Consider the following 24,078-nt stretch of genomic DNA (forward strand, 5'->3'; position numbering starts at 1 on the left):
GTCCCAGTGTGGCCGATCACCCTCTCAGGTCGGCTACGCATCGTCGCCTTGGTGAGCCGTTACCTCACCAACTAGCTAATGCGCCGCGGGCCCATCTGTAAGTGACAGCCGAAACCGTCTTTCAGCTCTCCCTCATGTGAGGAAAAGGATTATCCGGTATTAGCTCCGGTTTCCCGAAGTTATCCCAGTCTTACAGGCAGGTTGCCCACGTGTTACTCACCCGTCCGCCGCTAACCTTTAGGAGCAAGCTCCTAAAGATTCGCTCGACTTGCATGTATTAGGCACGCCGCCAGCGTTCGTCCTGAGCCAGGATCAAACTCTCCAAGAAAGTTGATTTAGCTCGAAATTTACGTTGGCTTCACTTCATTAAATGAAGTGAATAATTATTGTTTGTTGACGTTTTTGTTTGTTTAGTTTTCAAAGAACAATGTTTATTTTTGCAAAATTCACAAAAATAATAACAACATTAATTATATTACTATATTAACTTCATTATGTCAACCTCTCGAAATATCATTTATTAATCTATCATTTTAAAATGTTATTTCGCAGCAGCGACAATGACTATCATACTACCCTGTAATCATAAAGTCAACTACCAAATTTCATTTTTTTAATTAAAAAACTTGTGATTTAGATACATATTATTTTTCAAACTTTGAAACAGTATTATTTATTTTTCAAATGGAAAAAATACTTTAGTAATATGTATCTATTTTAAAGGAGATGATTTTTCATGTTGTTTTACCAATTTAAAAAGGAAGATTTCAAAGATGTATTTTTACCAAATGAGCAAGATCGCTTAAAAAATCAAGATGATCTATTACCTGAATTCGACGAAATCGGCACCCCGCTTAATGATATTTAAATACCTAGAAAAATAGTATGCTCCATGAGATCATTGAAAAATCTAATAATACTTTCTACGTGGACAGGTTTCTCTTTCCGGCCCCTATTTGTTCACGTAGAACACTTTTACCTCGATGATATCCTCCATCCGGAACCTTTTCGTTCACGTAGACCCATCCGACATCTTTTCGTTCACGTAGCCCCTTCTTACGTCGACAATATCTTCCATCCGACATCTTTTCGTTCACGTAGCACTCTTCTACGTCGACAATATCCTCCTTCCTACAACTTTTCGTTCACTTAGCACCCCCACCTATGTCATCGGTTTCCTCTCCTACGAGCCCTTTGAATGCAAAAGGCTGACAAACAAAAGAAAGTTAAAGTAAAGCCCTTTTGTTAGTCAGCCTCTTCTTATATTATTTTTTAATCGCTCTTAAAACTATTGCTTCTCCTTGAAAGGAAATAACTTCGTCTTTTTCAATTATAATTCTAAATTTATCTTTTACTTTTTGGGTGCTATTTAGAATCAATTGAGTCAATTTTCCTTTATCTATCTCAGATAAATCCATGCGGTTACACCATGATTCAAATTGAAACGTCTTTTCAAACCGATGCCACTCGGTAATTTCAAACCCGTACTGCTCTAACATTCGGATCCATTCTGTTTTTTTCCATGCCCGAAAATGACTATAATCTCTTAATTTTTCAATCGTATTATAAAATTGATCGAAATCATCATCTTCCGGTACAACATTATCATCAAGCAGAAATTGGCCATTAGGCTTAAGGACTCTATAAACTTCTGAGATAAAGCTAGCGACGTTTGGAAAATGGTGAGGAGCAATCCGGCAGGTTACGATATCAAATTCTTCAACCGAAAAAGGTAGATTTTCAGCATCAGCTTTTATAAAATCAACATTTTGAACACCATTTTGCCGAATGAATCTTTCAGCTGCTGTTAGCATTTCTTCCGTCAAATCAACGGCGGTCACTTTTTTTACGAAAGGTGCAAAGGCATTAGCAGTATGTCCCCCTCCAGTTGCAACATCCAGTAATGTTTCCTCGCCATTCGTTACAGCTATTTCTAACATTTTTTGCAAATCTTTACCTTTTTTATGAATGGTGCTACTAACATACTTCTCTGCACTTTTTCCAAATTGCTGTTGGACGTCTTTTTTAATATCCATTCTTTATCACCCCCGTAACTTATTGTAATTCCACTCTAAAACAGAATTACCTTAAAGAAAATTACAGGTTCATTATAAATATTGATAAGAAAAAATTATAAAGAGGTCTCGAGTAAAACTGGACAATGGTCACTGCCCATTACATGTGAGTGAATTTGGGCATTATTTAGCCGACTAAGCAATGTTTCTGAAACAATAAAGTAATCAATCCGCCATCCGATATTTCGTTCTCGAACCTTCATCATATAGGACCACCATGTATAGGCCCCCTCCTGATTTGGATAAAAATGACGATAACTATCCACAAACCTAGACTCTAATAATGTGGTCATTTTCCCCCGTTCTTCATCCGTAAATCCGGAATTCCCAATATTTGATTTGGCATTTTTTAAATCAATTTCTTGATGAGCGACATTCAAATCTCCGCAAAGAATGACTGGTTTTACAAGATCCAATTCTTTTAAGTGAAGGAGTATTCGATCCTCCCATTTCAAACGAAGTCCGAGTCTTGCTAAATCTCTTTGGGAATTAGGAGTATAAACATTGACAAGGAAAAAATCGTCAAATTCTAATGTGAGGATTCTGCCTTCATCTTCCGATTCGTCAGAACCTAATCCGTAACGAACAGAAAGTGGCTGTTTTTTTGTAAATACCGCAGTGCCGGAATATCCTTTCTTTATTGCATAGTTCCAATATTGGTAGTAGCCCTCTAATTCCAGATTAATTTGCCCTTCTTGCAATTTTGTTTCCTGTACACAAAATATATCGGCATTCACTTCATGAAAATATTCCATAAAACCTTTTTTGACACAAGCCCGCAGGCCATTTACATTCCAAGAGACTAGTTTCATATTAAATTGTTCCTTCTCCCTCATTCATTCATTATTTATCTAATAAATTATACACGAAAAAAAGAAGCTGACTCAAAACAAAGTGTCCAACCTCATTATTCACAATATCCATTGAAAATGATGAGGTGGCCGATCCTTTTTGAAACAGCCTCTTTGATAGATTATTTTATTTAGCGAATAATTCTGACACAGGGACAATTTTAATATTTCGTTTTTTAAATTCTTCTAAAGATTGAAAAATCCCTAAAGAACATACTCTTCCGTTAATTCCGACGTGACCGATTGCAATACCCTGGCCCTTTATTTCTGTTATCTTTGCAAGTCTTAACATATTTTTCTGAACCCCTGATAAGGAAGAGATATCATCTAAGAATACATCTCTTTTAAGAATAGGTACTTTAAGCTCCTGTGCAATTTCCGGAAATTTTGAGTTAGAGCTTGTTCCACTGTCGATTATATACAAATTTCTTTCCTTTGCGACTTCAACGATAGCTCTAACGATTTCCTCATTTTCAACTGCAAGTGATCCCATATGGTTATTAAGTCCAACTGCATATGGAACAGTGGCAATTGCTTCTTCGACACGTTCCTTCACTTCTTTTGGAGAAAGGTCCACTGTGATCGGTTTCGGACCAAGCCAAGATCTTTTTCCTCTTTTTGGCTCCATCGGTAAGTGAATCATCACTTCAAAACCATTTTTATGCGCCCAAATAGCATGCTCTTTTGATTTTTCGGTATACGGCATCACCGCAGCAGTAATAGGAATCTTCCCTTCTAAAAATTCTCTTACACCGCCGTTCCCTCCTCCGAAGTCATCAATGATGATAGCGGCTTTTAATTCTCTAGTGTCTGGATTTTCTGCAAATGCTTGAAAAGGGATGAAAAAGCAGAGAAGGAGAACCAAAGATTGAGTAAAATATTTCATAATGCCCCCCGAGATAATATGTCTATACATAACTTTCCCTATGGGGGTATTTTCATTCGAAAAAAAAAAGAGAGCAATAAATGCTCTCCCGATTCCTTATTCTACATCAAACACTTTAACTTCTGTCATTATATCGCCATTACGCATCCCTACTGCCGTCTCTAAGCCGGATGTCACTTGGCCAAAAACCGTATGAACACCGTTTAGGTGTGGCTGTGCTTCATGAACGATAAAAAATTGGCTTCCGCCAGTGTCTTTACCAGCATGTGCCATTGAAAGGGCACCTGGAATATGCCGATGAGGATTTCCAACAGTTTCACATTTAATCGTGTAACCTGGGCCACCGTTACCAATGCCGTTTGGGCATCCTCCTTGGCTTACAAATCCAGGAATGACACGATGAAAGGTTAATCCATTATAAAATCCTTCATTAGCTAATTTCTCAAAATTTGCAACCGTACCAGGTGCTTCATTTGGAAATAAATCAAATTCGATTTTTTCGCCGTTTTCCATTAACATGTATCCTTTTTTTGCCATTTAAAATCACTCCTTATGTAAAAAATCATTTTTATCATACACTTTTCAAGAAAGAAAGGAAAGCTGGAATACACAATTTCGCATTATTGTCATTCTATTATTTTCAAGAATGTGGTAAGATAACTTTACCCCTTCCGAACATTTCGCTTGTTGCGGGACACTTAACCACTGTACGGACGGAAGGGGCTGATGACACATTATGTGCACATCACTTAAGCCGAGATGGTAAAATCTCGGCATTTGTTTTATCGTCTTGGATTTGTCCAAAGATAAATTCTATAAATAATGGTTAAAAAAACTAAATAACCAAAAAAAGAATATAGGTGTTTCCAATCATTTGAATGGATAAACAGTCCGCATGCTTCCGCTAATCGTTCTAAAATAGGTGCAAGCAGGCTTAAAAATAGAATCAACCCTAGTCTCCCCCATTTATTGACTACTGACATCAATCGAAGAAAAATAAAAACAAAAATAGGTAGAACAACAAGCGAAAATCCAATATTAATGGAAAATAAATGCGGAAACGGCCGGATTGGAAAATAATATAGATCTTTACTAACGAAATAATGATCGACAATCGTCCCAAAGAAAGCTGCTAGCATCATGGCCGGCAGATAGGATCTAATCCAGAATAGAAATCGCCTTTTTGGCAAGGGCGGCAAGCTCGAGCCGTTCAAGTGTTTTGCAGTATTCATTTTTTATCTCCCCATTATAAGATTCTTGATCATCTTTCAAATAATCCGCGATCTGCCAATCCTCAAACCAATCACCTTTTTCAGCCTCCCTATGGGTAACATTTTTCCAGACATTTTCAAGGCTGGGGCTATATAGCTTTCGCGCCCCCTTTCGTAACTGACACGATTTTAACCGCAGCTGATATGAAAATCCAGGAATCCCCTCGTTTACATTGTTAAAAATATGCGGCCAATAATCTTTTCTTGAGCCTGTATGAGGATGTTGAAATGCCCATTGATAAACGTCGTTTAAAAAATCCCTTTCTTTAAATAAAATAGAATACAATCTCTTTCCTAGAAGAATTCGTTCGTTTAGTGACCCAAATTGTTGAAGTGTTTGACCAGCGAGTTTCTTATTTCCATAGGGAAAGAGGATCTGGTTAAAAGAAAACAATTCATGCAATTTAAATTCGAAGGTATCTAATACTTCTTTTTTATATTGGGGATTCTGAATCACCCTTTTTTCTAAATAGCTTTGTTCATTGATCACAAGCCCCATTGTCAGTACATAAGTGTCATGGCTCTTCCAAAAATTATTCCAGATGGTTTCCATGAAGGTTGAAATATTTAAATAGGGAAAGAGATGAAAAAAAGGTTTGTTCCATTTTAAGCTTTCCTGATACAGCAAAAATTGTGGAAAGGCATCCTGGAAAATAAGCCAATTCCCCCTTTCTAAAAAGGCAAAAAACGTATCCCTTTCTTTTTTCGAAAGCAGCCTTGTCAGAAATTCACCTTTTAAATCCGTCATATTCCAACCGCCATTCCTTGATACCATATGCCCTAAAAATGCCCAATGAATTTCAGGTTGCTGTTTATAAAAGTCAAGATATGCCTTCGTTCGCGTGACATTATTGAGATTATGCTCCGCTGTTGTACTACGAATTTGTTTTAACAACTTTCTTTCAACAATCGGTAAGCTCTCCTCATTAAGAGATGTCACGTAGGATATTTTACTTTTCTTTTTTAATTCGTCTTTTATTTTTTCAAGGGGTGATTTTTCTCGATTTCTAACGAAAAAAATGGCAATTAACCTCCCTTACGCATTCTCTTTCCATAAAAGAAATATGTATAGTTGAGAACGATTATTTTAGGGAGAGGAATGAGGTTATTACATGATCAATACAAATAAAGGCATCGACTGGCTTATTGGAAAACTTAGAAAGGATCAATCTCCCGACGGCTCATGGTCTTATCCGTTTGAAACAGGACTATCAACAGATACTTATATGATCATTTTATTGCGGACAATGGAATTACATGATGAAGAATTAATCCGTATGCTTACAGAAAGAATCCTAAGCAGACAGGAGAAAAACGGGGCCTGGAAGCTTTATTATGATGAAGGGGATGGCAATCTCACCGCCACAATCGAGTGTTATTACGCCCTGCTTTATTCGGGCTACTACCCCAAGGAGGATAAAAGATTATTGGCGGCTAAAAAATTCATTTTAGCAAAAGGTGGGATTAAAGAAGCAGGTATTTATTCGAAAGTATTTCTTGCCATAACTGGACAATATAAATGGCCTGCCTTTTCACCGCTTCCAATTGAACTGATTCTCCTGCCACTTCAATTCCCCATTAATTTCTATTCTTTCTCTGTATTCGGTAGAGCTAATATTGCACCGATTCTGATTCTTTTCGATAAAAAATTCTCCATTCAGACAAAGAAAAGTCCAGACCTTTCAGATTTGTATATTCACAGTGATCAAGATGAAGGATGGGGTTATTCGTCCCATGAACGCAATTTGTTTGATTCCATCGAAGAAGGTGTAAAAAATTTACTAGGTTTACCTGATGAGCTCCATCGTTTGGCAATTGAAAGAGCAAAAAACTATATGCTTAACCATATTGAACCAGACGGAACCTTATACAGTTATTTCAGTTCAACACATTTAATGATTTTTGCACTGCTCTCGCTGGGATATAAGAAAAATGATCCTATTATCATTAAGGCGGTAAATGGCATAAAATCGATGAAATTCGAAATTAATGGGAAGCCCCATATGCAATATACGACAGCAACTGTTTGGAATACATCACTTATTGGCTATGCCTTGCAGGCAGCTGGTGTTTCACCAAACGATCCGATGGTTCAAAGGGCGAATAGATACTTGTTTACAAGGCAGCACCAAAAATTCGGAGATTGGGTAATTCATAATCCCAATAGTTTACCAGGGGGCTGGGGATTTTCTAATGTGAATACCATTAATCCTGATGTGGATGATACAACGGCCTCACTCAGGTCTATTTCAAGAATCTCTGCACAGAATCGCCAAGCATGGGACAGCGGCATCAACTGGATAATGTCGATGCAAAATGACGACGACGGCTGGCCGGCATTTGAAAAGAATACAAATTCAAAATTAGTCGAATGGTTGCCGCTTGAAAAAAGTGAGTTCTTTCTTCTTGATCCCTCTTGTGCAGACCTAACAGGAAGGACACTTGAGTTTCTAGGAAATTATACGAATCTATCACGCAATCATGAAGTGTTTAGAAAAGGAGTCCGCTGGCTATTGAATAATCAAGAAAAAGATGGCTCGTGGTATGGAAGATGGGGCATTTGCTATATTTATGGAACTTGGGCTGCACTTACGGGATTAATGGCAGCTGGAATTTCTGCAGGACATCCATCTGTTAAAAAAGGAGTGAAATGGCTTCACAGTATCCAAAACGAAGATGGTGGCTGGGGTGAATCATGTAAGAGTGATGATAAAAAAGAGTATGTTCCCCTTGGTGCAAGTACTTTACCCCACACCTCATGGGCACTTGACGCCTTAATAACCGTTACTGATCAACCGACAAAGGAAATTCATAAAGGAATCACCTACTTGCTTGCCGCTTTAAAAAAGGAAGACTGGACCACGGACTACCCAAAAGGGCAGGGAATGGCGGGAGCCTTTTATATCCATTATCACAGCTACCGCTATATATTTCCGCTGATCGCCTTATCGCACTATCAAAAGAAATTTGCAGGTGCATAATTGGAAAACATCGACGGCCAATGCTCCGTCGATTTTTTTATTCAGCTATTAAGTCTGCAAGCTGCTTATAAATATCCACAATCTCATCCACTTTCATCCTGACTAGCCCACTTGATGATGGCGCAACAAAATCGATGGTGTCAGGCACCACTGATTTTATTTGCCGCCCCCACGGAATCGACGACTTTAGCCCGCTATATTCTTGATAGACTCCTTTCCCCACAAAACAAACTACCATAGGTTTAAAATGTTCGATTTTTCGCTTTAATCTTTCTCTTCCCTCTTTATATTCTACCTTAGTAATTTCATCAGCTGCCCTTGTTGGTCTTTCCACGATATTAGTAAAGCCAAAACCGAACTCGAGCAACTGAAAATCTTCAACCGCTTCATATTTTCGCGACGTTAGCCCCGATTCAAATAAAATTTTCCAAAACCGATTGTTGGGATTAGCATAATGGTGCCCTACTTCGGCTGAGCGAATACTTGGATTAAAGCCTACAAACAACACCTTTAAACCTTCTTTTAAATGGTCACTGATAGGTTTCATGAAATTTCTCCTTTAGATTAATATTCATTTAGTTTTTCCTTATTTAGCAAAGAGTCATCAGTTTCCCAGCCTCACATCGTCTTCAGCCGGTAAAATGTTCACTTTTTCTTACTCCTGTTTCAAGGAAAATCCGTTTTACTTGATGATAACAAGTTTTTCTGACAAGAAAATAGAGTAAATATAAATTTATACCTATCTAAAAAATATCTCAACACCACTTAATGGAGTCATCATTGCTTCATAATAAAATAGAGCCGTTAATGAAAACGGCTCTTAGGACTTAAAAAGTATTATAAATATTTTCGCATGTTTCCGCTTTTGGCTCATAGAAACAGTGTAGCTTATATCTCGCCACCAGTGGCTGATCATACCATGTGGAAGGACAATCTCCCGGCGGCCTAAAATACCAAAGACTGAACTTCCCCGGCCAATATCTCTCACCATTTACCGCCCTTCGAGCAAGACGTTTCTCTGATTCCCTCGCTGCTTGATAAAAATAACCTTTTTGAACCGCTTCAAATGCGTGCGGTTGATATACCATTTGAGGAATCGTACGAAGCCCTTTAAAATCTGAACAGTTAGCTCGAATCCGGTTAATTCCCACATTTCCCACAAGTTGCATTCCACGTGTTCCTTCGCCTTCTGCTTCCGCCCGTAGCAGTCGTGCTAAAAGATTAATATCCGATGTTCTTGCTCTCACTACTGCCATCACGTCACCTCCATGTTGTTCACCTATATCATATTCATGAACATCCAGGTGTTGACCAAATTCGGAACATAATTTACACACTTTTGGATCTTTGGTTCTTGTTTTTGTCGGCAATAAGGCAGATTTCGGGCCTCTATTCTTTTTCGTGAGCGGTTTCGAGAAAAATGCATGTGTTCGCGCAAGTACCCTTTTACATTCCTGATATCAGAAAAAATCATTTTTTCGGGAATCTAAGGGCCTTCTACTTTCCCGAAGTCATGTAAAATTTTATTTTTCGGGAATCTAGAGACCTTCTACTTTCCCGAAGTCATGCAAAATTCAATTTTTAGGGAATCTAGAGGCCTTACGTTCTCGGTTTCAGAAAAAACACATGAGTATGGGCACATAAAAATTCTAGGAGGCAACACTTTTGCTTCTTTTCTTTCTGTGTGTGTAGTCAAAGAGGCCAGTTGGCAACACTTTTGGGTCTTTTATTTCTATTTTTGTAGCAATAGGCCTATTTCATTAACAATTTTATTAAAAAAATAGTTTTCTTCTTAAAGTAAAAAATCAGCAATTATATATAACATAGCTTATCCATTAAAAAAGACTCGCGATTTGCGAGCCTTTTCTAATCTATTGGTTAGGATTTTTCGACGTTAATTTAGCTGTTAGAGTGATTGGATTACCATTTCGATAAACTCCAAATTTGACTTCATCACCAGTTTTTACTTTAGTGTATAAATATTTTCTTAACTCTGCTGAGTTAGCAATATCGGTTCCATTCATTGAAACAATAACATCCTTCGGTTGGAAACCACCACGACCAGCACCAGAGTTAGGATCGACACTCACTACTAAAGCACCTTTGTTGACGTTGTTTGGCAGGCTTTGGGAGTACGCTTGTGGAACCTGATCCAAATCTGCTAAACCAACTCCGAGATACGGACGATCGATCTTTCCATTTTTTATCAATTGATTGACAATTGGAATAACATCATTACTTGGGATTGCAAATCCTAATCCTTCCACACCGCTTTCAGAAATCTTTAAGCTGTTAATTCCGATAACTTGTCCTTGCGGATTGATTAGTGCACCACCGCTGTTTCCTGGATTAATGGCTGCATCGGTTTGAATAACATTTGTTTCCCAACTTCCTGCCGATGTAGAAACTGGAATGCTCCGGTTTGTCGCACTAATAATTCCTTGTGTAACCGTCCTTGAAAGGGTCGAGCCGAGCGGATTTCCAATCGCGTACACTGGGTCGCCAGGACGAAGTGCCGAGGAATCACCAAAATCAGCAACTGAAGTAACATATTTTGAATCAATTTTTAAGACAGCAAGGTCGGTTAAAGCATCCGTACCAACCAATTCAGCTGTAGTTTTCGAGCCATCATACAAGGAAACTTCCAACTTGTTGGCCCCTTCAACCACATGATTATTTGTTACAATGTATGCACTATCACCGTTTTTTTGAATAATAACTCCAGATCCCGATCCGGTTTCAACATTTTGAGAAGAAGAAGTATTACCAAAGAAATCCGTACTTTGCTGATTCTGAAAATTATCAATCCCGACAATGGCTTTTGAAACATTTTCAACGGTATCAGCAATCGAAGAATTAGATCCTGCTGTCGCCTTAGCAGAAACAGCTTTGATAGGGCCCGATGATTGTCCGCTGCTGCTGTTAGTATCTTGATTTTGTGCAGTAGGATAAAAGTTTTGCATGTAATTCGTATGCGGAAGAACCGTTAACGTCAATACAGAACCTACTAATCCAGCAGCAACCGAAGTAGCAATCCCTTTTAAAAATCCTTTATTTTTTTTCTTTTCAGACTTGTTAGTTACACGAGTGTTATCCTTTTCTAAAAAATCGTTATTTACCATTTTCTTTGCTGTTTCAATTGTATCCTCTTTAGTAGAAGATTGCTGATTATCAAAAGAAATGGTTGCATCTACACCATGAAACCCCTGGCCCGATTCATTAAGATTATTGGCTGGTATTGAATCCCCGTTTATATTGTTAGTTTCGTTGTTCTCGGGTGAGTTTGTTTGATTGCTTTCGAATTCATTTTTGTCATTGAATTCCATATTCATCAAATCTCCTTCATTTGATATTTTGTTTCTTAACTTATTTTTACTTTAACCTTTAAATATTAAGAAACTATGAACAAACTTTAAAGGGATTTGGAAAAATTCAAGAAAAATTAGGCATATTATTAGGAAAATCTCCTCATGATCACCAATATGGCGAAGATTAATGCTCATTCTGCTCCTAATGGCCATAATAACAGCAAATACGACGCTGTAATTTACGACTATTGCTGATCTTTAAAGCGAATTACAAATTTTGTCCCTTTTCCTTTTTCACTGAAAACATCAATTTCTCCGTTATGAAGAAGAACCAATGACTTTACAATCGAAAGACCTAATCCAAATTCACCATATGGATTACTTGTCCTAGAAATATCCGCTTTATAAAAGCGACGCCAGATTTTTTTTACCTCAGTTGGATCAATTCCAATACCAGTATCTTCTATTTCTATAATCGTTTCTTTTTCTCCTCTTCTTCCTCTGAGACAAATGGTTCCGTTTGATGTGAACTGAATACTATTTTTGGCTATATTAATTAATATTTGAATAAGTCGATCATAATCGGCGTTGACGATTAATTCAGGCGGTGCATCCACGATAATTTGGTCATTTTTCTCATCAGCCTGCAGTAACAATTGATCTTGGATAATTTCTAGCACTTCCAAAACTTGAATATCCTCCCGGAATAACTGGATTTGGTTCGAGCGGATTTTATCATAGTCCAGGTTTTCATTCACAAGACGAATTAGTCTTTTTGCCTCATGACTAACTAAATTAATCCCTCTTGCCTTATCCTCCTCCGAAATCATACCGTTTTTTAATCCTTCAATTACCCCGCTTATTGTAGTTAACGGTGTTCTCATTTCATGAGAAACATCAGACATAAACTGCCGCCTTCTACTTTCCAAGCTGTTGATTTCCTCCATTTGGGTGTTTAGCTTATCAACCATTAGATTAAAATCATTTGCTAATTCCCCAATTTCATCGAAATTTGAGGATTTGACTTTAACATGGTAATTCCCGGCTGAAACAAGAGAGGTCGCTTCACGGAGCCGTTTTATGCGTTTAACATGAATTCTTGATAAAATCCAGCTTAGTAAAATCGAAACCCCAAGAGCAATAAAAATCATATATATTAATATTTGGTTAATTTGGTGAATCATCACACTAGAACCGCTGATAGGTGACGTTAATAGAATTCCGCCCTCAAATTTCCCATTTTCAAGATAGGGCAAGACGACAAAGGTTACCCCTCCCAAACCAAACCTCGTATAATCGCTTTTAACAACAACAGTTTTACCTTTTGTAATTTGATTCCAATCAGAATCTGTTAAACCTCTTATAGTAGGGCCTGGTCTACCGACAGCATAGAGGACTCCGGAAGAATTAAAAATACTAAAACTCATATTTCTTGAAGCTAAAACATTGCTGTACTGATTGATGACTTGATTTTGCGCCTCTGGAGTTCGTTTAATGTCTTTAATCATGGCTTTTCCATAGGAAATAAGTTCATCTGCTTTATTCTGATAAACTAAATCCTCCACATAATGAGTAAACAAAATGCTTAATACTAAAAAAGCGATGATAATAATACTGATATAACTAAAAAACTGTTGATAAAAATACTTAAATTTCATCTGTTTTAATCGAATCATCAAACTTATAACCTACTCCCCATACAGTATGGAAATATTGTGTTGTCGTTTCTACTTTCTTGCGCAGACGTTTAATGTGAACATCCACCGTCCGTTCATCTCCATAAAATTGATAACCCCATACTCTTTCAAGCAGCTGTTCTCTTGAGAACACTTGACGGGGATGTTCAACCATATAGTAAAGCAAATCAAATTCTTTTGGGGTCAAATTTGGTATTGATGCTCCATCGATAAACACCTCTCTAGTGCTTTTACTGACCTTAAAGTGTTCTGATGTTAGAAAATCCTCTTCCTCATGAACTGCCTGTGATTGGAAGCGACGAGTAACGGCCTTAATCCTTGCCATCAACGTCAGTGGGCTGAACGGCTTCGTAACATAATCATCCGCCCCCATCTCAAGCCCAAGGACCTGATCTGATTCGCTATCCTTTGCAGTTAACATAATGATTGGCACGGTTAACTTTTCTTCTCTTATTTTCCTGCAAATCGTGACTCCGTCCATTCCCGGCAGCATCCAATCGACAATCAGAGCATCCCATGACCCATTTTTAATACGCTTATATCCTTCGAGCCCATCATTTATAAATTCACCATCAATTCCTTCTTTTGCAAAAAACATCTCAATCATCGAACAAACACTTTTGTTATCTTCAATCACTAATATATTCAAAACTTGTCCATCTCCTGTAAAAAAATTGGTCTTTTATCAAGTTTAATCGAATTTTAGCAGATATCAAGCGTCACAGAAATTCTTCCCGACTCATTAATATTTTGTTCATAGTTTCTTAATATTTCTCAAAAAAAAAAGGCTTGAATCCCTTCAAGACCATTTTAATATTCAAAATATTTTTACAGGAGTTATAGCCAACAGTGCTTTCAACCAACAAATGTTCCCGAGTCGTTTCCATCTACCTTTTTCACTATCTAATCATTATTTAATAAGCCAACCGCCATCAACGAGCAAATCGGAGCCAGTCATATAAGAGGCTTCGCTGGAGGCCGCAAAAGCAATAACATTGGCAATTTCCTCTGGAGTTCCAACCCGTTTTAAGGCTGTATTTCTTTGAATAGCCCTTACAAAGCCTTCATTTTGTAAGCCTAACTCTGTTAACGGTGTTTCAACAAAACCCGGGGAAACGGAATTTACTCGGATTCCATATGGCGAAAACTCTAAAGCTAGTGATCTCGTCAAATTAATCACTCCAGCTTTAGCAGCGCTATAATGGGGAATTTCTGCACCTGCTTGATGACCGGAAAGGGAAGCAACATTCACGATGGCACGGTTATGGTCCTCACGCTTTGCACCTTCAATCATTATTTTTCCAAGAGCCTTTGATACTAAAAAGACACTTTTTAAATTTACGTTCTGCGAATCATCCCATTCCTTTTCTGATAGCTGTAAAATTCTCGTGTTTTTTGACCCACCTGCATTGTTTACTAAAATGTGCAAATCACCGTAATGCTGTTTGACATATTCAGCAAGTTCACTTACATCCTCAACATCGGTAACATCAGCTGTAAAAATTTCTGCCATCGGAATCTTACTTCTTTGATTTATTTCAAATGCCGTTTCCTCCAGCTTCGCTTTTGTCCTGCCAACTAAAATAACTTTTGCCCCTTCACTTGCTAAGCGAAGCGCAGTCGCCTTTCCAATCCCGCTTCCTGCACCGGTAATTAGGACAATCGTTTGTGAGAATCTCATCATTTCCCGCCCCTTTTTTCATAATTATGGCTCTTGAACTATTTATAAACAAACTCGGTCTGTAAATACCAACCGGTTGATATGTCGATTAAAAAAGAGGGGTCTTTTGTTATCCATTGATATAAAATATTCTAATTATTTTCTAAATATTCTAACGAATAAGAGTAAGTAAAACTTCTTTCGATATTATTTTTTTGTGAGATACCTATTGTTCATTTTCTTTTGTTTGTTCATCACTTCATAAGACTTTTCAATAATGTCCGTTAATACATCACCTTTATAGACTCTGCCTAACTTTAAATTTTCCTGATAATATTCCACAATTTCATCCAGCTTTGCAGCTGTATCCTTTGGAACCCTAACATTTAATTGAATTCTTCCCTTTTCGTTCAAATTAGACACTCCCTATCATTCTGATAGCATTCTGCTAGCACTATTCAATACCCAATTTATAGCTTGATACTATAATTTTACAATCTTTTTAGTGTTTTTCAATAAATATAACCGTCATTTGGCGGATGTTTCCCATAAACAACTCGATTCAAGTTACAAATTTAAAAAAAAAATAGTTTACCCATCCATCAGGAACTTAACGTTTCTCAAATGGCCTGTTCATTATTTTTGTTTTTCAAATGAATGAAGACGTTTACATGAAAAGGCAGATTTCAACTCATATTAAAATGAGGAGGGTTGCCATTTATGAATTTATCATGGATTTTCGGGATACTACTGTTGATTCATCCAATAAACACAAAAGATAGTTTATCCATAACAAAAGATGGTCAAATTGTTTCCACTTTTAATCGGACCGAATTATCGATTGTATCCCCTGATTTAAAAATTTTAGATATAGATAAATTCAATCGTTTGTTGGATCAATTAGATAAACGCTATTCCATTCCTCCCGAGAATGCAGTCTTAGATCAATATGGAAACATTGTTCCAGAGCGGATTGGTTATCAAATATATCGACAATTATTTACTGAAAAATTTTATAGCTATTTTTTCAAAGGAAGTCCTTCTACAATGGAAATTCCAATGCTTTTCGTATATCCAAAAGTAGATAGTGAATTACTCGGGAATATTCGAACTAAACGGATTGGTCGTTATGTAACTTCTTTTAACGGACAAAATAAAGAACGAACCAATAATATTAAATTAGCTGCAAAAGCCATAAATAATTTTGTACTTTTCCCCAACGAAACCTTTTCATTCAATCGCGTCGTCGGAAAAAGGACTGCAGAAAAAGGCTATTTACGTGCCCCGGTCATTGTAAGAGGAGAATATTCTGAAGACATTGGTGGTGGAATTTGTCAGGTTTCCTCGACTCTCTTCAATGCAGTTGACAATGCTGGACTAAAGGTCTTGAAGAGATTTTCGCATTCTAGAAAAGTTTCTTATATTCCACCGGGACGAGATGCAACTGTAAGCTGGTATGGACCAGACTTTTCATTTAAAAATGTGTATAACCAGCCTGTTTTAATTCGTGCAGATATACTGGGAAATTATTTAGTCATCAAAATTTATTCATCCGATGTAGTGAATTACAAACCAAAGAAAATACCATTTCCACCATATTAAAAAGGGTGTCCCAAAGGGGTCTGACCTCTCATTTAACACTCAATTGATAGTTGCTTATTGTAAATTAGTTCAGCTATCTATTGTGGGTTGAGAGGTCTGACACTTTTGTTTTGAGACATCCTCTTTTAAAAAGGTATATTTGATCTTTGTGGCCTATGCTTCCGCTTACTTACTGACCCTTATTTTTGTTTAAAGCACTTTGTAGCAACTCTTCAGAAAACTCTGTTAAAGCAGCATTATCCATTGTATTTATATTAGTTTTAGGGGCCAAATTTTTAAACATATTGTTTATTGGTAATGCTGTAGCTCTCCTTCTTCCTGCTGTTACACCAAAAATAACAGCACCGATTCCAAGGCTAAAAAGTGACCACCACATGTTTCCCCGATTCCTGCGTCTCCTAACAAATAAATTAACAAACGGTAACCTCATTCTGTTTCCCATATTCCGCAGCACTCCTTGTTATTTGGTAGAAGGTTTAGATTTACCCCTTCCATTACCTTAATTTGTGCATTTGCATTTAGAATATGATTGGGAAACTGCTCATCCACAAGCATTAATTGGCAGAATTATGACCAATATGGCTATAAAGTTTTTCCATTGGCATGTTAGGATATAAATTTAAAATAATGTCCGAGTAAAAAAATTATGCATTAGTTTACATAATAAAATTATAATTTTTTAACTCTAATGGGGGTCACCATTAAAATTGCAAGGATAATGGTAATAAAACGATTACTATAAAGAAAAAGGCTCATTCCTGCTATAATTAGACCTGCAAAAGTAATCGGTATACCTAAAAAATAACCAACGGTCGGTCGTACACTAAACCTGGCTAGTCTTAACGCTCCCATGGTCGGAAAAAGGATGAATGCAAGTGACGATAGCCACGATGGTCCAGCTAAAGAATGAAATAGAATTGCTGGTGCCACCCCAAAGCTTACAATGTCCGCTAATGAATCGAGCTCTACACCGAGTTCGCTGTTCACCTTTAATTTTCGGGCTACTCGCCCATCAAATAGATCTAAGAATGCTGAGATAAAAATAAATAATGCAGCGATTCGAACGTAACCATTCATCGTAAAAGTTATCGAAAAAACCCCACATAATAAATTTCCAATTGTAAATAAATTCGGTATTGTTCTGATAAAAATATTTGTCAATGTTTAGCACTCCTCTTTATAGCCATATCCCCTTTTCTGTTTAGCATTGCTTTAAATGAAATCATTATTCTAATTCTCCGTCAGTGTTAAGACAATGAACCTTCTTTCTTTTTCCATCATAAGATGGCAAAAAGACGATTGGGTGGTGTTTATGGGAGGTACATCTTATCTTGATTTCTTAGCAAAATTTGGTGTAGGAGGAGCCCATCCGGGTGGAATCCTGTTAACAAAAGACATTCTTTCTCAGGAAGAAATATCGAACAATATGTTAATTTTGGATGCGGGGTGCGGAACCGGGCAAACTGCTGCACATATATATAAGGAATATGGAGCAAAAGTGGTTGGACTGGAGATTAACCCAATAATGTTAGAAAAAGCTAAAGATCGATTTCATTCACAGAAATTACCTATCGAATTAGTTGAAGGTTCTGTTGAATTGCTGCCTTTCGAAGACAATACATTTGATTTTATTTTATCCGAATCTGTTTTAGTCTTTGTTGACAAGCCGAAAGCATTAAAAGAATTTTTCCGCGTCTTGAAAAAAGGAGGTCGATTCATTGCGAATGAGATGACGATCAACACTGAGCTTAACATTCAAGATGAATTAGAAATAAAAGAATTTTATGCGATTGACTCATTATTAAGTGAAGAAGATTGGAAGGAATTACTAGAAAAAACTGGCTTTCGAATGATTCAATTAAAGGAAGAAAAACAGTCTTTGAGTACTGGAAATAATACACCGGAGTTTAATTTTTCTACTACCTTTGAGCCAGACCTATTCAATATTCTTAACCAGCATGGCAACATGATCATAAAATACCATGAAATTTTAAGCAACCGGATTATTACTTGCTCAAAGTAAAGTTATATATAGAAAAAGCCTCTATTGTTTGGAATTTGAGGCTTTTTTTCTTGTGCTAATAATATTTTCTCCTATAAGGGACAAGTCTTGGTTATTTGTACTTCCCAATATTGAATTTCCTTCATACTTTATAGCAAGTCCAAATTGGAAAGGGGGATTGTTCCGTGCAGTTAAACTATGAACGCGCTCGTCAGTTAGAAGGGGAAATGGTTCGTTTTCAAAATGAAGACGGAGAATGGTTGGTTGGAAAAGTTGTTAAGGTCAGAAAAGACGGACTAGAAATTGTCGAAACTTCTTCTGACAAAAACGACGGATACGGATTTGGTATTTGGCGGCCATGTTTCGTTCCATTTGGTAGACCTTTTTTTCCATTCTTTTGGTGGTAATTCATCTCGGAGTAAGCAGGTTTAAAGGCTTACTCTTTTTTCTTTTTTCAATCCTAGAAAATCACAAACGTATAATAATAAAATCTCATCGAAAAATAAGTACGTGAAAGGATAGGTGAATGGAATGGATCAAACTTTAGGTTATCTGCGCGAGACCTTATCCAATTATAATGATGAACATTCTGTTGGAAGGAATCTTTATCGAAAATTATCCGAAGGACACTTTAAAACAGAGGGTTCATTTGTAAGACATTTGAATCAAAAGGAAATTGATTTTTTAAATAAGATTTTACCTGTTGAAATTAATTATGCTAAAGAGGAACAGGACCAAAAAAGAGCCCATGAATTAAATGAGGTATTTGAGTTGTTGTTTTAACCATATAAAAGAGGGTATCCCAAAATATTTATGGTCTTAAACTTGTCTGTTGATTTCCGCTCAAGAAGCTCGCCTTCCGCGGGCGGTCCGGGGAGCCTCCTCGGCGCTATTGCGCCTGCAGGGTCTCCCCGGACCCGTACTCCCGCATGAGTCGAGCGCCTTCCGCCCCAATCAACATGCGGAGAAATTCATGAACTTTGTACATATAGTGGTGGCTGTCATATTTTAGGATAGCCTCTTTTATATATTCCAAATTTCTAGAAATATTTCCTAGGTAAGCGCAGAGAACGACAAAAACTGATACTACTAATTGGCAGCTAACGACATATTCTGAGTTCAATTCTACTTTAGTCGACAAACTTCTAATGAATATCTCTTTTCTTAAACCTTCCGCCACGAACCTCCGCAATATCTGCGACAGCGAGAAAGGCGCTGTCATCATATTCTGTTACAATTTCTTTTAATTTTGCTTCCTCCAAACGATTGATGACACAAAAAATAACCTTTTTATCATCGCCTGAAAATGCGCCTTCTCCATTGAAATAGGTAACCCCACGTCCAAGTCGATTTAAAATGGCATCACCGATTTGTTTAGAGTTATCACTAATTATCCATACCGATTTCGATTCATCAAGCCCAGTAATGGTAATATCAATGGTTTTGTACGCAACAAAATAAGCAATCAGTGAATACATGGCCCGATCCCATGTAAACACAAAACCTGCACTCCCGAGTATAAATAGATTAAAAAACATAATAATTTCTCCAACTGAAAAAGGGAGTTTATTATTAAAAAGAATGGCTAAAATTTCAGTCCCGTCTAGAGAACCACCGTATCTAATAACAATCCCAACACCAATTCCAAGTAATATTCCCCCAAAGACAGTAGCTAGCAGAATATCCCTTGTAAATGCTGGTACAGGATGCAGTAAGGTAGTGGCAATGGAAAGGATGATAATTCCATATAAGGTGGATAAAGCGAAGGTTTTCCCAATTTGTTTATGACCGATGAAGATAAACGGGATATTTAAAATGAAGAGGAAAATTCCCAGTTTCCAGCCTGTTAAATAGGATAACATGATGGAAATTCCCGTTATACCTCCATCAATAACATTATTAGGGACTAAGAAGATTTCAAGTCCAACAGCAGCTAAAATTGCTCCTATTGTGATTAAAATAATTCGTTGAAAAATCTTTCTTTTTGTTAATCTACGGTGATGCACCTTTTCCAGCATTGCTTCCTTCTGTTCTTTTAACATCACTTCTTGAATGCTTGACATATCTTTCCCCTTTCAATTAATCTCCTCTTATTAGTATAACGAACTAGTTACCTTTTTTAAAGGCTGTGTTAAACTTGCCTGTTGATTTGCGCTCCAAGCGCTTCGCTTTCCGCGGGCGTTCCGGGGAGCCTCCTCGGCGCTTAAGCGCCTGTGGGGTCTCCACTGCCCCGTACTCCCGCAGGACATTGAATTACATCCTTGAATCCGCCCACGCACAAAGGAAATGCGATAACATTTTCGAGGAGTCTCGCGCCTTCCGCTCCAATCAACATAGTTTCAAAGATCAACAATGACCTCTAACACTGCCTTTTTAAAATCAAATGCATCATTTAAAAATAAAAACTACCTGGCGATCACAGGCAGCAAATGATGTTAACTAGGATCTACTTCATCATAGGAAAGTGTAGTAACGCTCGTATACTCGCCTTTTTCTATTTCCTCTACGCTAGCGCTTTGTTCCAATTCTTCTTGGTCGTCCATCCCTGGTGCGATGGATGGATGTGTTTGTTTATAGTTTTTTCTCTTCATCAACGCCTTCAACTCCTTTCCAAAGATATTTTCCCAGGTATCTCATCTTTTATACCATAAAGAAAAGAAGCTACCTCCACAGAGATAACTTCTTAGGAATTTAACATCTTGGGAGACCCAACCATGACATCAGCCAATTTATTCATTCATTCTTCTTCCATTAAGACATTTCTTAAACTAATTGGAAGCATTGAATAATCAACTGATGGGTGTTTGTTCCGTAATAGGAATAAATTCACATGGATAAATGGAATTCATACTCCTGGAAAAAACATTTTATCGGTATGTCACCGATTGAGACTCTTTAATCTTACTTTAGAATAGTTTCTTAGCTAAGTGCATTTAATAGGATTAATCATACAATCAATGAAGAATTGTATATCCTAAAACTAATGAAAAGAAACCTCGCTTCCCTTTCTAAAGATTAAGAAATAACCAACTACTCGTTCAAAACAGAACGAACACATATGGCTGAGTCTCCAAAGATGTTAATAATTTTATTTATTTATTTTTACACCCTTATTATAACACGGAACATTCGGAATTAACTTATTATTTGTGACAACTTTGTGAAATCAGCAACATTCAGAATGAAATAAAAAAACCAGGATTCTACTCACTTTTGAACCCTGGTTATCTATCTTATTATTCTATAAATTTATATTTATTCTTATTGTTCTTTAACCCTTGCACGTTTAATGAAAAATGCCAGGACTAGGGCTACTGCTGCAATACCTGTTGCCCAAATAAAAGCATCATTAATACCGTCAATGGTTGCTTGCTGCATCGTTTGACCATAAATCAAATACGTCCCTAGTTGATTCCCAACCGTTGAAGGAACATGTGCCAATGATGCTATAGATTGACCAATATGTGAAAATGAACTTGAAATGTACGGGTTAGAACTTGTTATTGCATTTGAATAATCACCCATATGCACACCTTGACTATTCGACATAACTGTAACCAGAAATGCTGTTCCGATACTTCCCGCTACCTGCCTTGCCGTATTTGATGCAGCAGTCCCATGAGCTCCAAGGTGGCGCGGCAATTGATTAAGACCTTCTGTCATGACAGTCATACTCAAAAATGACATTCCAAACATCCGAAGTACATACAACAATAATACATGGCTATAAGCTGTTGTCATACTTAGATCTGTAAACTGCCAAGTAGTTATTACCGTGATGATCAATCCCGTGACAGCGAGCCATCTTGCACCAATCTTATCAAATAAAGCTCCGGCAATTGGTGACATGATCCCCATTGCGATAGCTCCTGGAAGTAATATCAGACCTGATTGCAAGGAAGTAAAGCCACGAATATTTTGTAAATAAATTGGAATCAAAATCATTGCACCAAACATCGCCATGTTTGTAATCATACTGATGATAGTGGTCAAAGCGAAAATATCGTATTTGAATACCCGTAAATCAAGCATTGGCTTTTCAGTAGTAAGCTCACGAATTGTAAACATGATTAATGCGATAACCCCAATAATGAGAGAAACGACCACTGTGGTACTCGACCACCCTTTACTTCCTGCTTCACTAAACCCATATAATAAGAAGCCAAATCCTAATGTTGAAAATAAAAAACCAGGGAAATCGAATTTTGGATTCGTTTTTTCTGTTACATCTCTTACCCATAGATAGCTTAAAATTATATCCACGATTCCAATTGGAATGACAATATCAAACAGTAGCCTCCACGAATAATGCTCAATCAGCCAGCCAGATAATGTTGGCCCAATCGCAGGTGCAAATAGCATAACAATCCCCATTAATCCCATTGCTGTTCCGCGTTTTTCCGGAGGGAAAATCGTAAAAAAGACAGTCATTAATAATGGCATAATGACTCCTGCACCGGACGCCTGCACAATTCTCCCAATCATTAATAAGGTAAAGTTTGTTGAAATGGAGCAAATAACTGAACCAATTGTAAAGAGAAAAACAGCCGTAATAAATAATTTCCTTGTTCCAAACTTTTCAATTAAATAAGCAGTTATTGGAATACAAATTCCATTTACTAGCATATAGCCGGTTGATAACCATTGAACCGTCGTTGCCGAAACACCCAAATCATTCATAATATGAGGTATTGCTACGTTAAGCAAGGTTTGGTTTAGGATAGCAACAAAGGCTCCCAGCATAAGGGCGGCGAGGATTTTTCCCTTACTTGGTTCTTTTTCCTTTGACAAGACTTCTTCTTTTTTCGGTCTTACCCCTGCTTCTACATATTCTAATGCCGGTTCAGTAATGGCAGATTCATGTAGCAATTCTTCTACTTGTATTTCTAAATCTTCACTTTTATCTATTACTGTTTGTTTTGGTGTAGTTCCGTCTTCCCTTTTATCCTGTTTAGGGGTAGTTCTTCTTTCGCTGTTCTTTAAAGAACGATCCCCTTTCCTTTTTTTAACAAACAAAAAATTTAAGGATAGTAGCAGCAAAATGCTTAAAATGATATAAACCGTGATAAAAATTGTCATCATATCACCTACTTATGAATTCTCACGGTCACGTTCATACCAGGGACAATTTGCAATCCTTTGTAATCATCAATAGAAATAGTAACAGGAATAACTTGGGTTACTTTTGTAAAGTTACCAGTAGTGTTAGTGCTTGGTAAAAGTGAAAAAGTTCCGGCAGTTGCTAATCCGATTTTTTCAACTTTTCCTTTAAGGCTGGTATTAGGAAATGCATCAACATAAATGTCCACATCTTGGTTAACTGCCACTTCATTAATGTTTGTTTCAGCAATATTAGCTGTTACCCATAGGTGGTCTAGGTCATAGGCAACGGCTAAAGGTGTTCCTGCCGCTACAAAGGAATCTTTAACTGCATTTGATTGAATGATTGTTCCATTTGTTGGAAGTGTCACTGGAATGGTTGTTGGGGTCGCACCTGTTGCTGCAGAAAGAATCGTTCCAATTTGATCATCTTTAGAAAAATGAGTTCCCACTTTTGCAGTCCAATCAGTTAATTTCCCATTGGCAGGTGCCGCAATGGTTACTTGCTGTCCGGTAATTTGGGCATTATCAGTTGTTAAATAATTTACAGTTCGATTGTAATAGGCATAGGCTCCAAATCCTCCACCTACCAAAACAATTAAAATAATAATGTTTAGTAAAAGTAAACGTTTTGTATTCATAAAT

At 37.2% G+C, this 24,078-nt stretch carries 26 protein-coding genes and 1 rRNA gene; 6 read left to right on the top strand and 21 right to left on the bottom strand.

The window, feature by feature from the left end; all coding sequences use genetic code 11:
- Positions 1-328 (bottom strand): 16S ribosomal RNA (locus BN1082_RS17780); the annotation flags it as partial.
- Positions 329-736: 408 nt separating this feature from the next.
- Here BN1082_RS17780 and BN1082_RS28595 point away from each other — a divergent pair.
- Entirely contained in the window at positions 737-868 is a 132-nt protein-coding gene (locus BN1082_RS28595) for a hypothetical protein (protein WP_281177029.1), read from the top strand.
- Positions 869-923: 55 nt separating this feature from the next.
- Here BN1082_RS28595 and BN1082_RS27720 read toward each other — a convergent pair whose 3' ends face one another.
- The 7 genes from BN1082_RS27720 to BN1082_RS17810 all read right to left on the bottom strand — a co-directional run bounded on the left by BN1082_RS27720 (position 924) and on the right by BN1082_RS17810 (position 6,104).
- Positions 924-1,097 (bottom strand): hypothetical protein, encoded by a 174-nt coding sequence (locus BN1082_RS27720; protein ID WP_176699861.1) that lies wholly within the window; start codon positions 1,095-1,097, stop codon positions 924-926.
- A gap of 168 nt (positions 1,098-1,265) precedes the next feature.
- Positions 1,266-2,036, bottom strand: a complete 771-nt coding sequence (locus BN1082_RS17785) for a class I SAM-dependent methyltransferase (protein ID WP_090636588.1) — start codon at positions 2,034-2,036, stop codon at positions 1,266-1,268.
- A 95-nt stretch (positions 2,037-2,131) separates the two neighbouring features.
- Positions 2,132-2,887, bottom strand: a complete 756-nt coding sequence (locus BN1082_RS17790; protein ID WP_090636591.1) for an exodeoxyribonuclease III — start codon at positions 2,885-2,887, stop codon at positions 2,132-2,134.
- Positions 2,888-3,053: 166 nt separating this feature from the next.
- A complete protein-coding gene (locus BN1082_RS17795) occupies positions 3,054-3,812 on the bottom strand; it encodes a divergent polysaccharide deacetylase family protein (RefSeq protein ID WP_090636592.1) in 759 nt (252 codons plus the stop codon).
- Positions 3,813-3,908: 96 nt separating this feature from the next.
- On the bottom strand, positions 3,909-4,349 hold the full coding sequence (locus tag BN1082_RS17800; protein WP_090636594.1) for a peptidylprolyl isomerase: 441 nt from the start codon (positions 4,347-4,349) through the stop codon (positions 3,909-3,911).
- Between the two features lie 245 nt (positions 4,350-4,594).
- Positions 4,595-5,002: a CBO0543 family protein gene (locus BN1082_RS17805; protein WP_245640482.1), complete on the bottom strand. Its 408-nt coding sequence runs from the start codon at positions 5,000-5,002 to the stop codon at positions 4,595-4,597.
- Complete coding sequence (locus tag BN1082_RS17810) at positions 4,971-6,104, bottom strand: DUF2515 domain-containing protein (RefSeq protein ID WP_425412203.1); 1,134 nt, start codon at positions 6,102-6,104, stop codon at positions 4,971-4,973. Before BN1082_RS17810 ends, BN1082_RS17805 begins: the two co-directional genes overlap by 32 nt.
- Before the next feature lie 91 nt (positions 6,105-6,195).
- Here BN1082_RS17810 and BN1082_RS17815 point away from each other — a divergent pair, with 91 nt between their 5' ends.
- The gene (locus tag BN1082_RS17815; RefSeq protein ID WP_090636598.1) at positions 6,196-8,064 is read left to right on the top strand and encodes a terpene cyclase/mutase family protein; all 1,869 of its coding nucleotides are present in this window, start codon (positions 6,196-6,198) and stop codon (positions 8,062-8,064) included.
- A gap of 37 nt (positions 8,065-8,101) precedes the next feature.
- On the opposite strand, the gene BN1082_RS17820 is transcribed toward BN1082_RS17815, so the two are convergent.
- The 7 genes from BN1082_RS17820 to BN1082_RS17850 form a co-directional block, all read right to left on the bottom strand.
- Positions 8,102-8,611: a mismatch-specific DNA-glycosylase gene (locus tag BN1082_RS17820; protein ID WP_090636600.1), complete on the bottom strand. Its 510-nt coding sequence runs from the start codon at positions 8,609-8,611 to the stop codon at positions 8,102-8,104.
- A 280-nt stretch (positions 8,612-8,891) separates the two neighbouring features.
- Entirely contained in the window at positions 8,892-9,320 is a 429-nt protein-coding gene (locus BN1082_RS17825; RefSeq protein WP_090636602.1) for a cell wall hydrolase, read from the bottom strand.
- A gap of 615 nt (positions 9,321-9,935) precedes the next feature.
- On the bottom strand, positions 9,936-11,396 hold the full coding sequence (locus tag BN1082_RS17830) for a S1C family serine protease (RefSeq protein ID WP_342666661.1): 1,461 nt from the start codon (positions 11,394-11,396) through the stop codon (positions 9,936-9,938).
- 221 nt (positions 11,397-11,617) lie between these two features.
- Positions 11,618-13,030 carry a sensor histidine kinase gene (locus tag BN1082_RS17835; protein ID WP_090638369.1) on the bottom strand — a complete coding sequence of 471 codons (1,413 nt, stop codon included), beginning with the start codon at positions 13,028-13,030 and terminating at the stop codon, positions 11,618-11,620.
- Positions 13,020-13,718 carry a response regulator transcription factor gene (locus BN1082_RS17840; RefSeq protein WP_090636607.1) on the bottom strand — a complete coding sequence of 233 codons (699 nt, stop codon included), beginning with the start codon at positions 13,716-13,718 and terminating at the stop codon, positions 13,020-13,022. Before BN1082_RS17840 ends, BN1082_RS17835 begins: the two co-directional genes overlap by 11 nt.
- Positions 13,719-13,979: 261 nt before the next feature.
- Positions 13,980-14,750 carry an SDR family NAD(P)-dependent oxidoreductase gene (locus tag BN1082_RS17845; RefSeq protein ID WP_090636610.1) on the bottom strand — a complete coding sequence of 257 codons (771 nt, stop codon included), beginning with the start codon at positions 14,748-14,750 and terminating at the stop codon, positions 13,980-13,982.
- Between the two features lie 186 nt (positions 14,751-14,936).
- Positions 14,937-15,143, bottom strand: coding sequence for a hypothetical protein (locus BN1082_RS17850; RefSeq protein ID WP_090636612.1), 207 nt, complete (start codon positions 15,141-15,143; stop codon positions 14,937-14,939).
- Positions 15,144-15,449: 306 nt separating this feature from the next.
- Here BN1082_RS17850 and BN1082_RS17855 point away from each other — a divergent pair, with 306 nt between their 5' ends.
- The gene (locus BN1082_RS17855) at positions 15,450-16,331 is read left to right on the top strand and encodes a VanW family protein (RefSeq protein WP_090636614.1); all 882 of its coding nucleotides are present in this window, start codon (positions 15,450-15,452) and stop codon (positions 16,329-16,331) included.
- Positions 16,332-16,500: 169 nt separating this feature from the next.
- On the opposite strand, the gene BN1082_RS17860 is transcribed toward BN1082_RS17855, so the two are convergent.
- A complete protein-coding gene (locus tag BN1082_RS17860) occupies positions 16,501-16,773 on the bottom strand; it encodes a hypothetical protein (protein ID WP_090636617.1) in 273 nt (90 codons plus the stop codon).
- A 227-nt stretch (positions 16,774-17,000) separates the two neighbouring features.
- Positions 17,001-17,492, bottom strand: coding sequence for a CDP-diacylglycerol--serine O-phosphatidyltransferase (pssA, locus tag BN1082_RS17865; protein ID WP_090636619.1), 492 nt, complete (start codon positions 17,490-17,492; stop codon positions 17,001-17,003).
- A 151-nt stretch (positions 17,493-17,643) separates the two neighbouring features.
- Here pssA and BN1082_RS17870 point away from each other — a divergent pair, with 151 nt between their 5' ends.
- The 3 genes from BN1082_RS17870 to BN1082_RS17880 all read left to right on the top strand — a co-directional run bounded on the left by BN1082_RS17870 (position 17,644) and on the right by BN1082_RS17880 (position 19,116).
- Positions 17,644-18,354, top strand: coding sequence for a class I SAM-dependent methyltransferase (locus BN1082_RS17870; protein ID WP_090636621.1), 711 nt, complete (start codon positions 17,644-17,646; stop codon positions 18,352-18,354).
- A gap of 164 nt (positions 18,355-18,518) precedes the next feature.
- Complete coding sequence (locus BN1082_RS17875; RefSeq protein WP_090636624.1) at positions 18,519-18,740, top strand: hypothetical protein; 222 nt, start codon at positions 18,519-18,521, stop codon at positions 18,738-18,740.
- Positions 18,741-18,864: 124 nt separating this feature from the next.
- On the top strand, positions 18,865-19,116 hold the full coding sequence (locus tag BN1082_RS17880) for a sigma-G-dependent sporulation-specific acid-soluble spore protein CsgA (protein WP_090636627.1): 252 nt from the start codon (positions 18,865-18,867) through the stop codon (positions 19,114-19,116).
- Positions 19,117-19,478: 362 nt separating this feature from the next.
- Here BN1082_RS17880 and BN1082_RS17890 read toward each other — a convergent pair whose 3' ends face one another.
- The 4 genes from BN1082_RS17890 to BN1082_RS17900 all read right to left on the bottom strand — a co-directional run bounded on the left by BN1082_RS17890 (position 19,479) and on the right by BN1082_RS17900 (position 24,074).
- Positions 19,479-20,351: a YitT family protein gene (locus BN1082_RS17890; protein WP_425412204.1), complete on the bottom strand. Its 873-nt coding sequence runs from the start codon at positions 20,349-20,351 to the stop codon at positions 19,479-19,481.
- A 417-nt stretch (positions 20,352-20,768) separates the two neighbouring features.
- Positions 20,769-20,927: a hypothetical protein gene (locus tag BN1082_RS27725; protein ID WP_176699860.1), complete on the bottom strand. Its 159-nt coding sequence runs from the start codon at positions 20,925-20,927 to the stop codon at positions 20,769-20,771.
- A 667-nt stretch (positions 20,928-21,594) separates the two neighbouring features.
- Positions 21,595-23,412 carry a DHA2 family efflux MFS transporter permease subunit gene (locus BN1082_RS17895; RefSeq protein ID WP_090636632.1) on the bottom strand — a complete coding sequence of 606 codons (1,818 nt, stop codon included), beginning with the start codon at positions 23,410-23,412 and terminating at the stop codon, positions 21,595-21,597.
- 8 nt (positions 23,413-23,420) lie between these two features.
- The gene (locus BN1082_RS17900) at positions 23,421-24,074 is read right to left on the bottom strand and encodes an HlyD family secretion protein (RefSeq protein WP_090636635.1); all 654 of its coding nucleotides are present in this window, start codon (positions 24,072-24,074) and stop codon (positions 23,421-23,423) included.
- Positions 24,075-24,078: the final 4 nt, after the last annotated feature.

It is taken from the genome of Neobacillus massiliamazoniensis (assembly GCF_001048695.1).
Taxonomy (GTDB): Bacteria; Bacillota; Bacilli; order Bacillales; family Cytobacillaceae; genus Neobacillus; species Neobacillus massiliamazoniensis.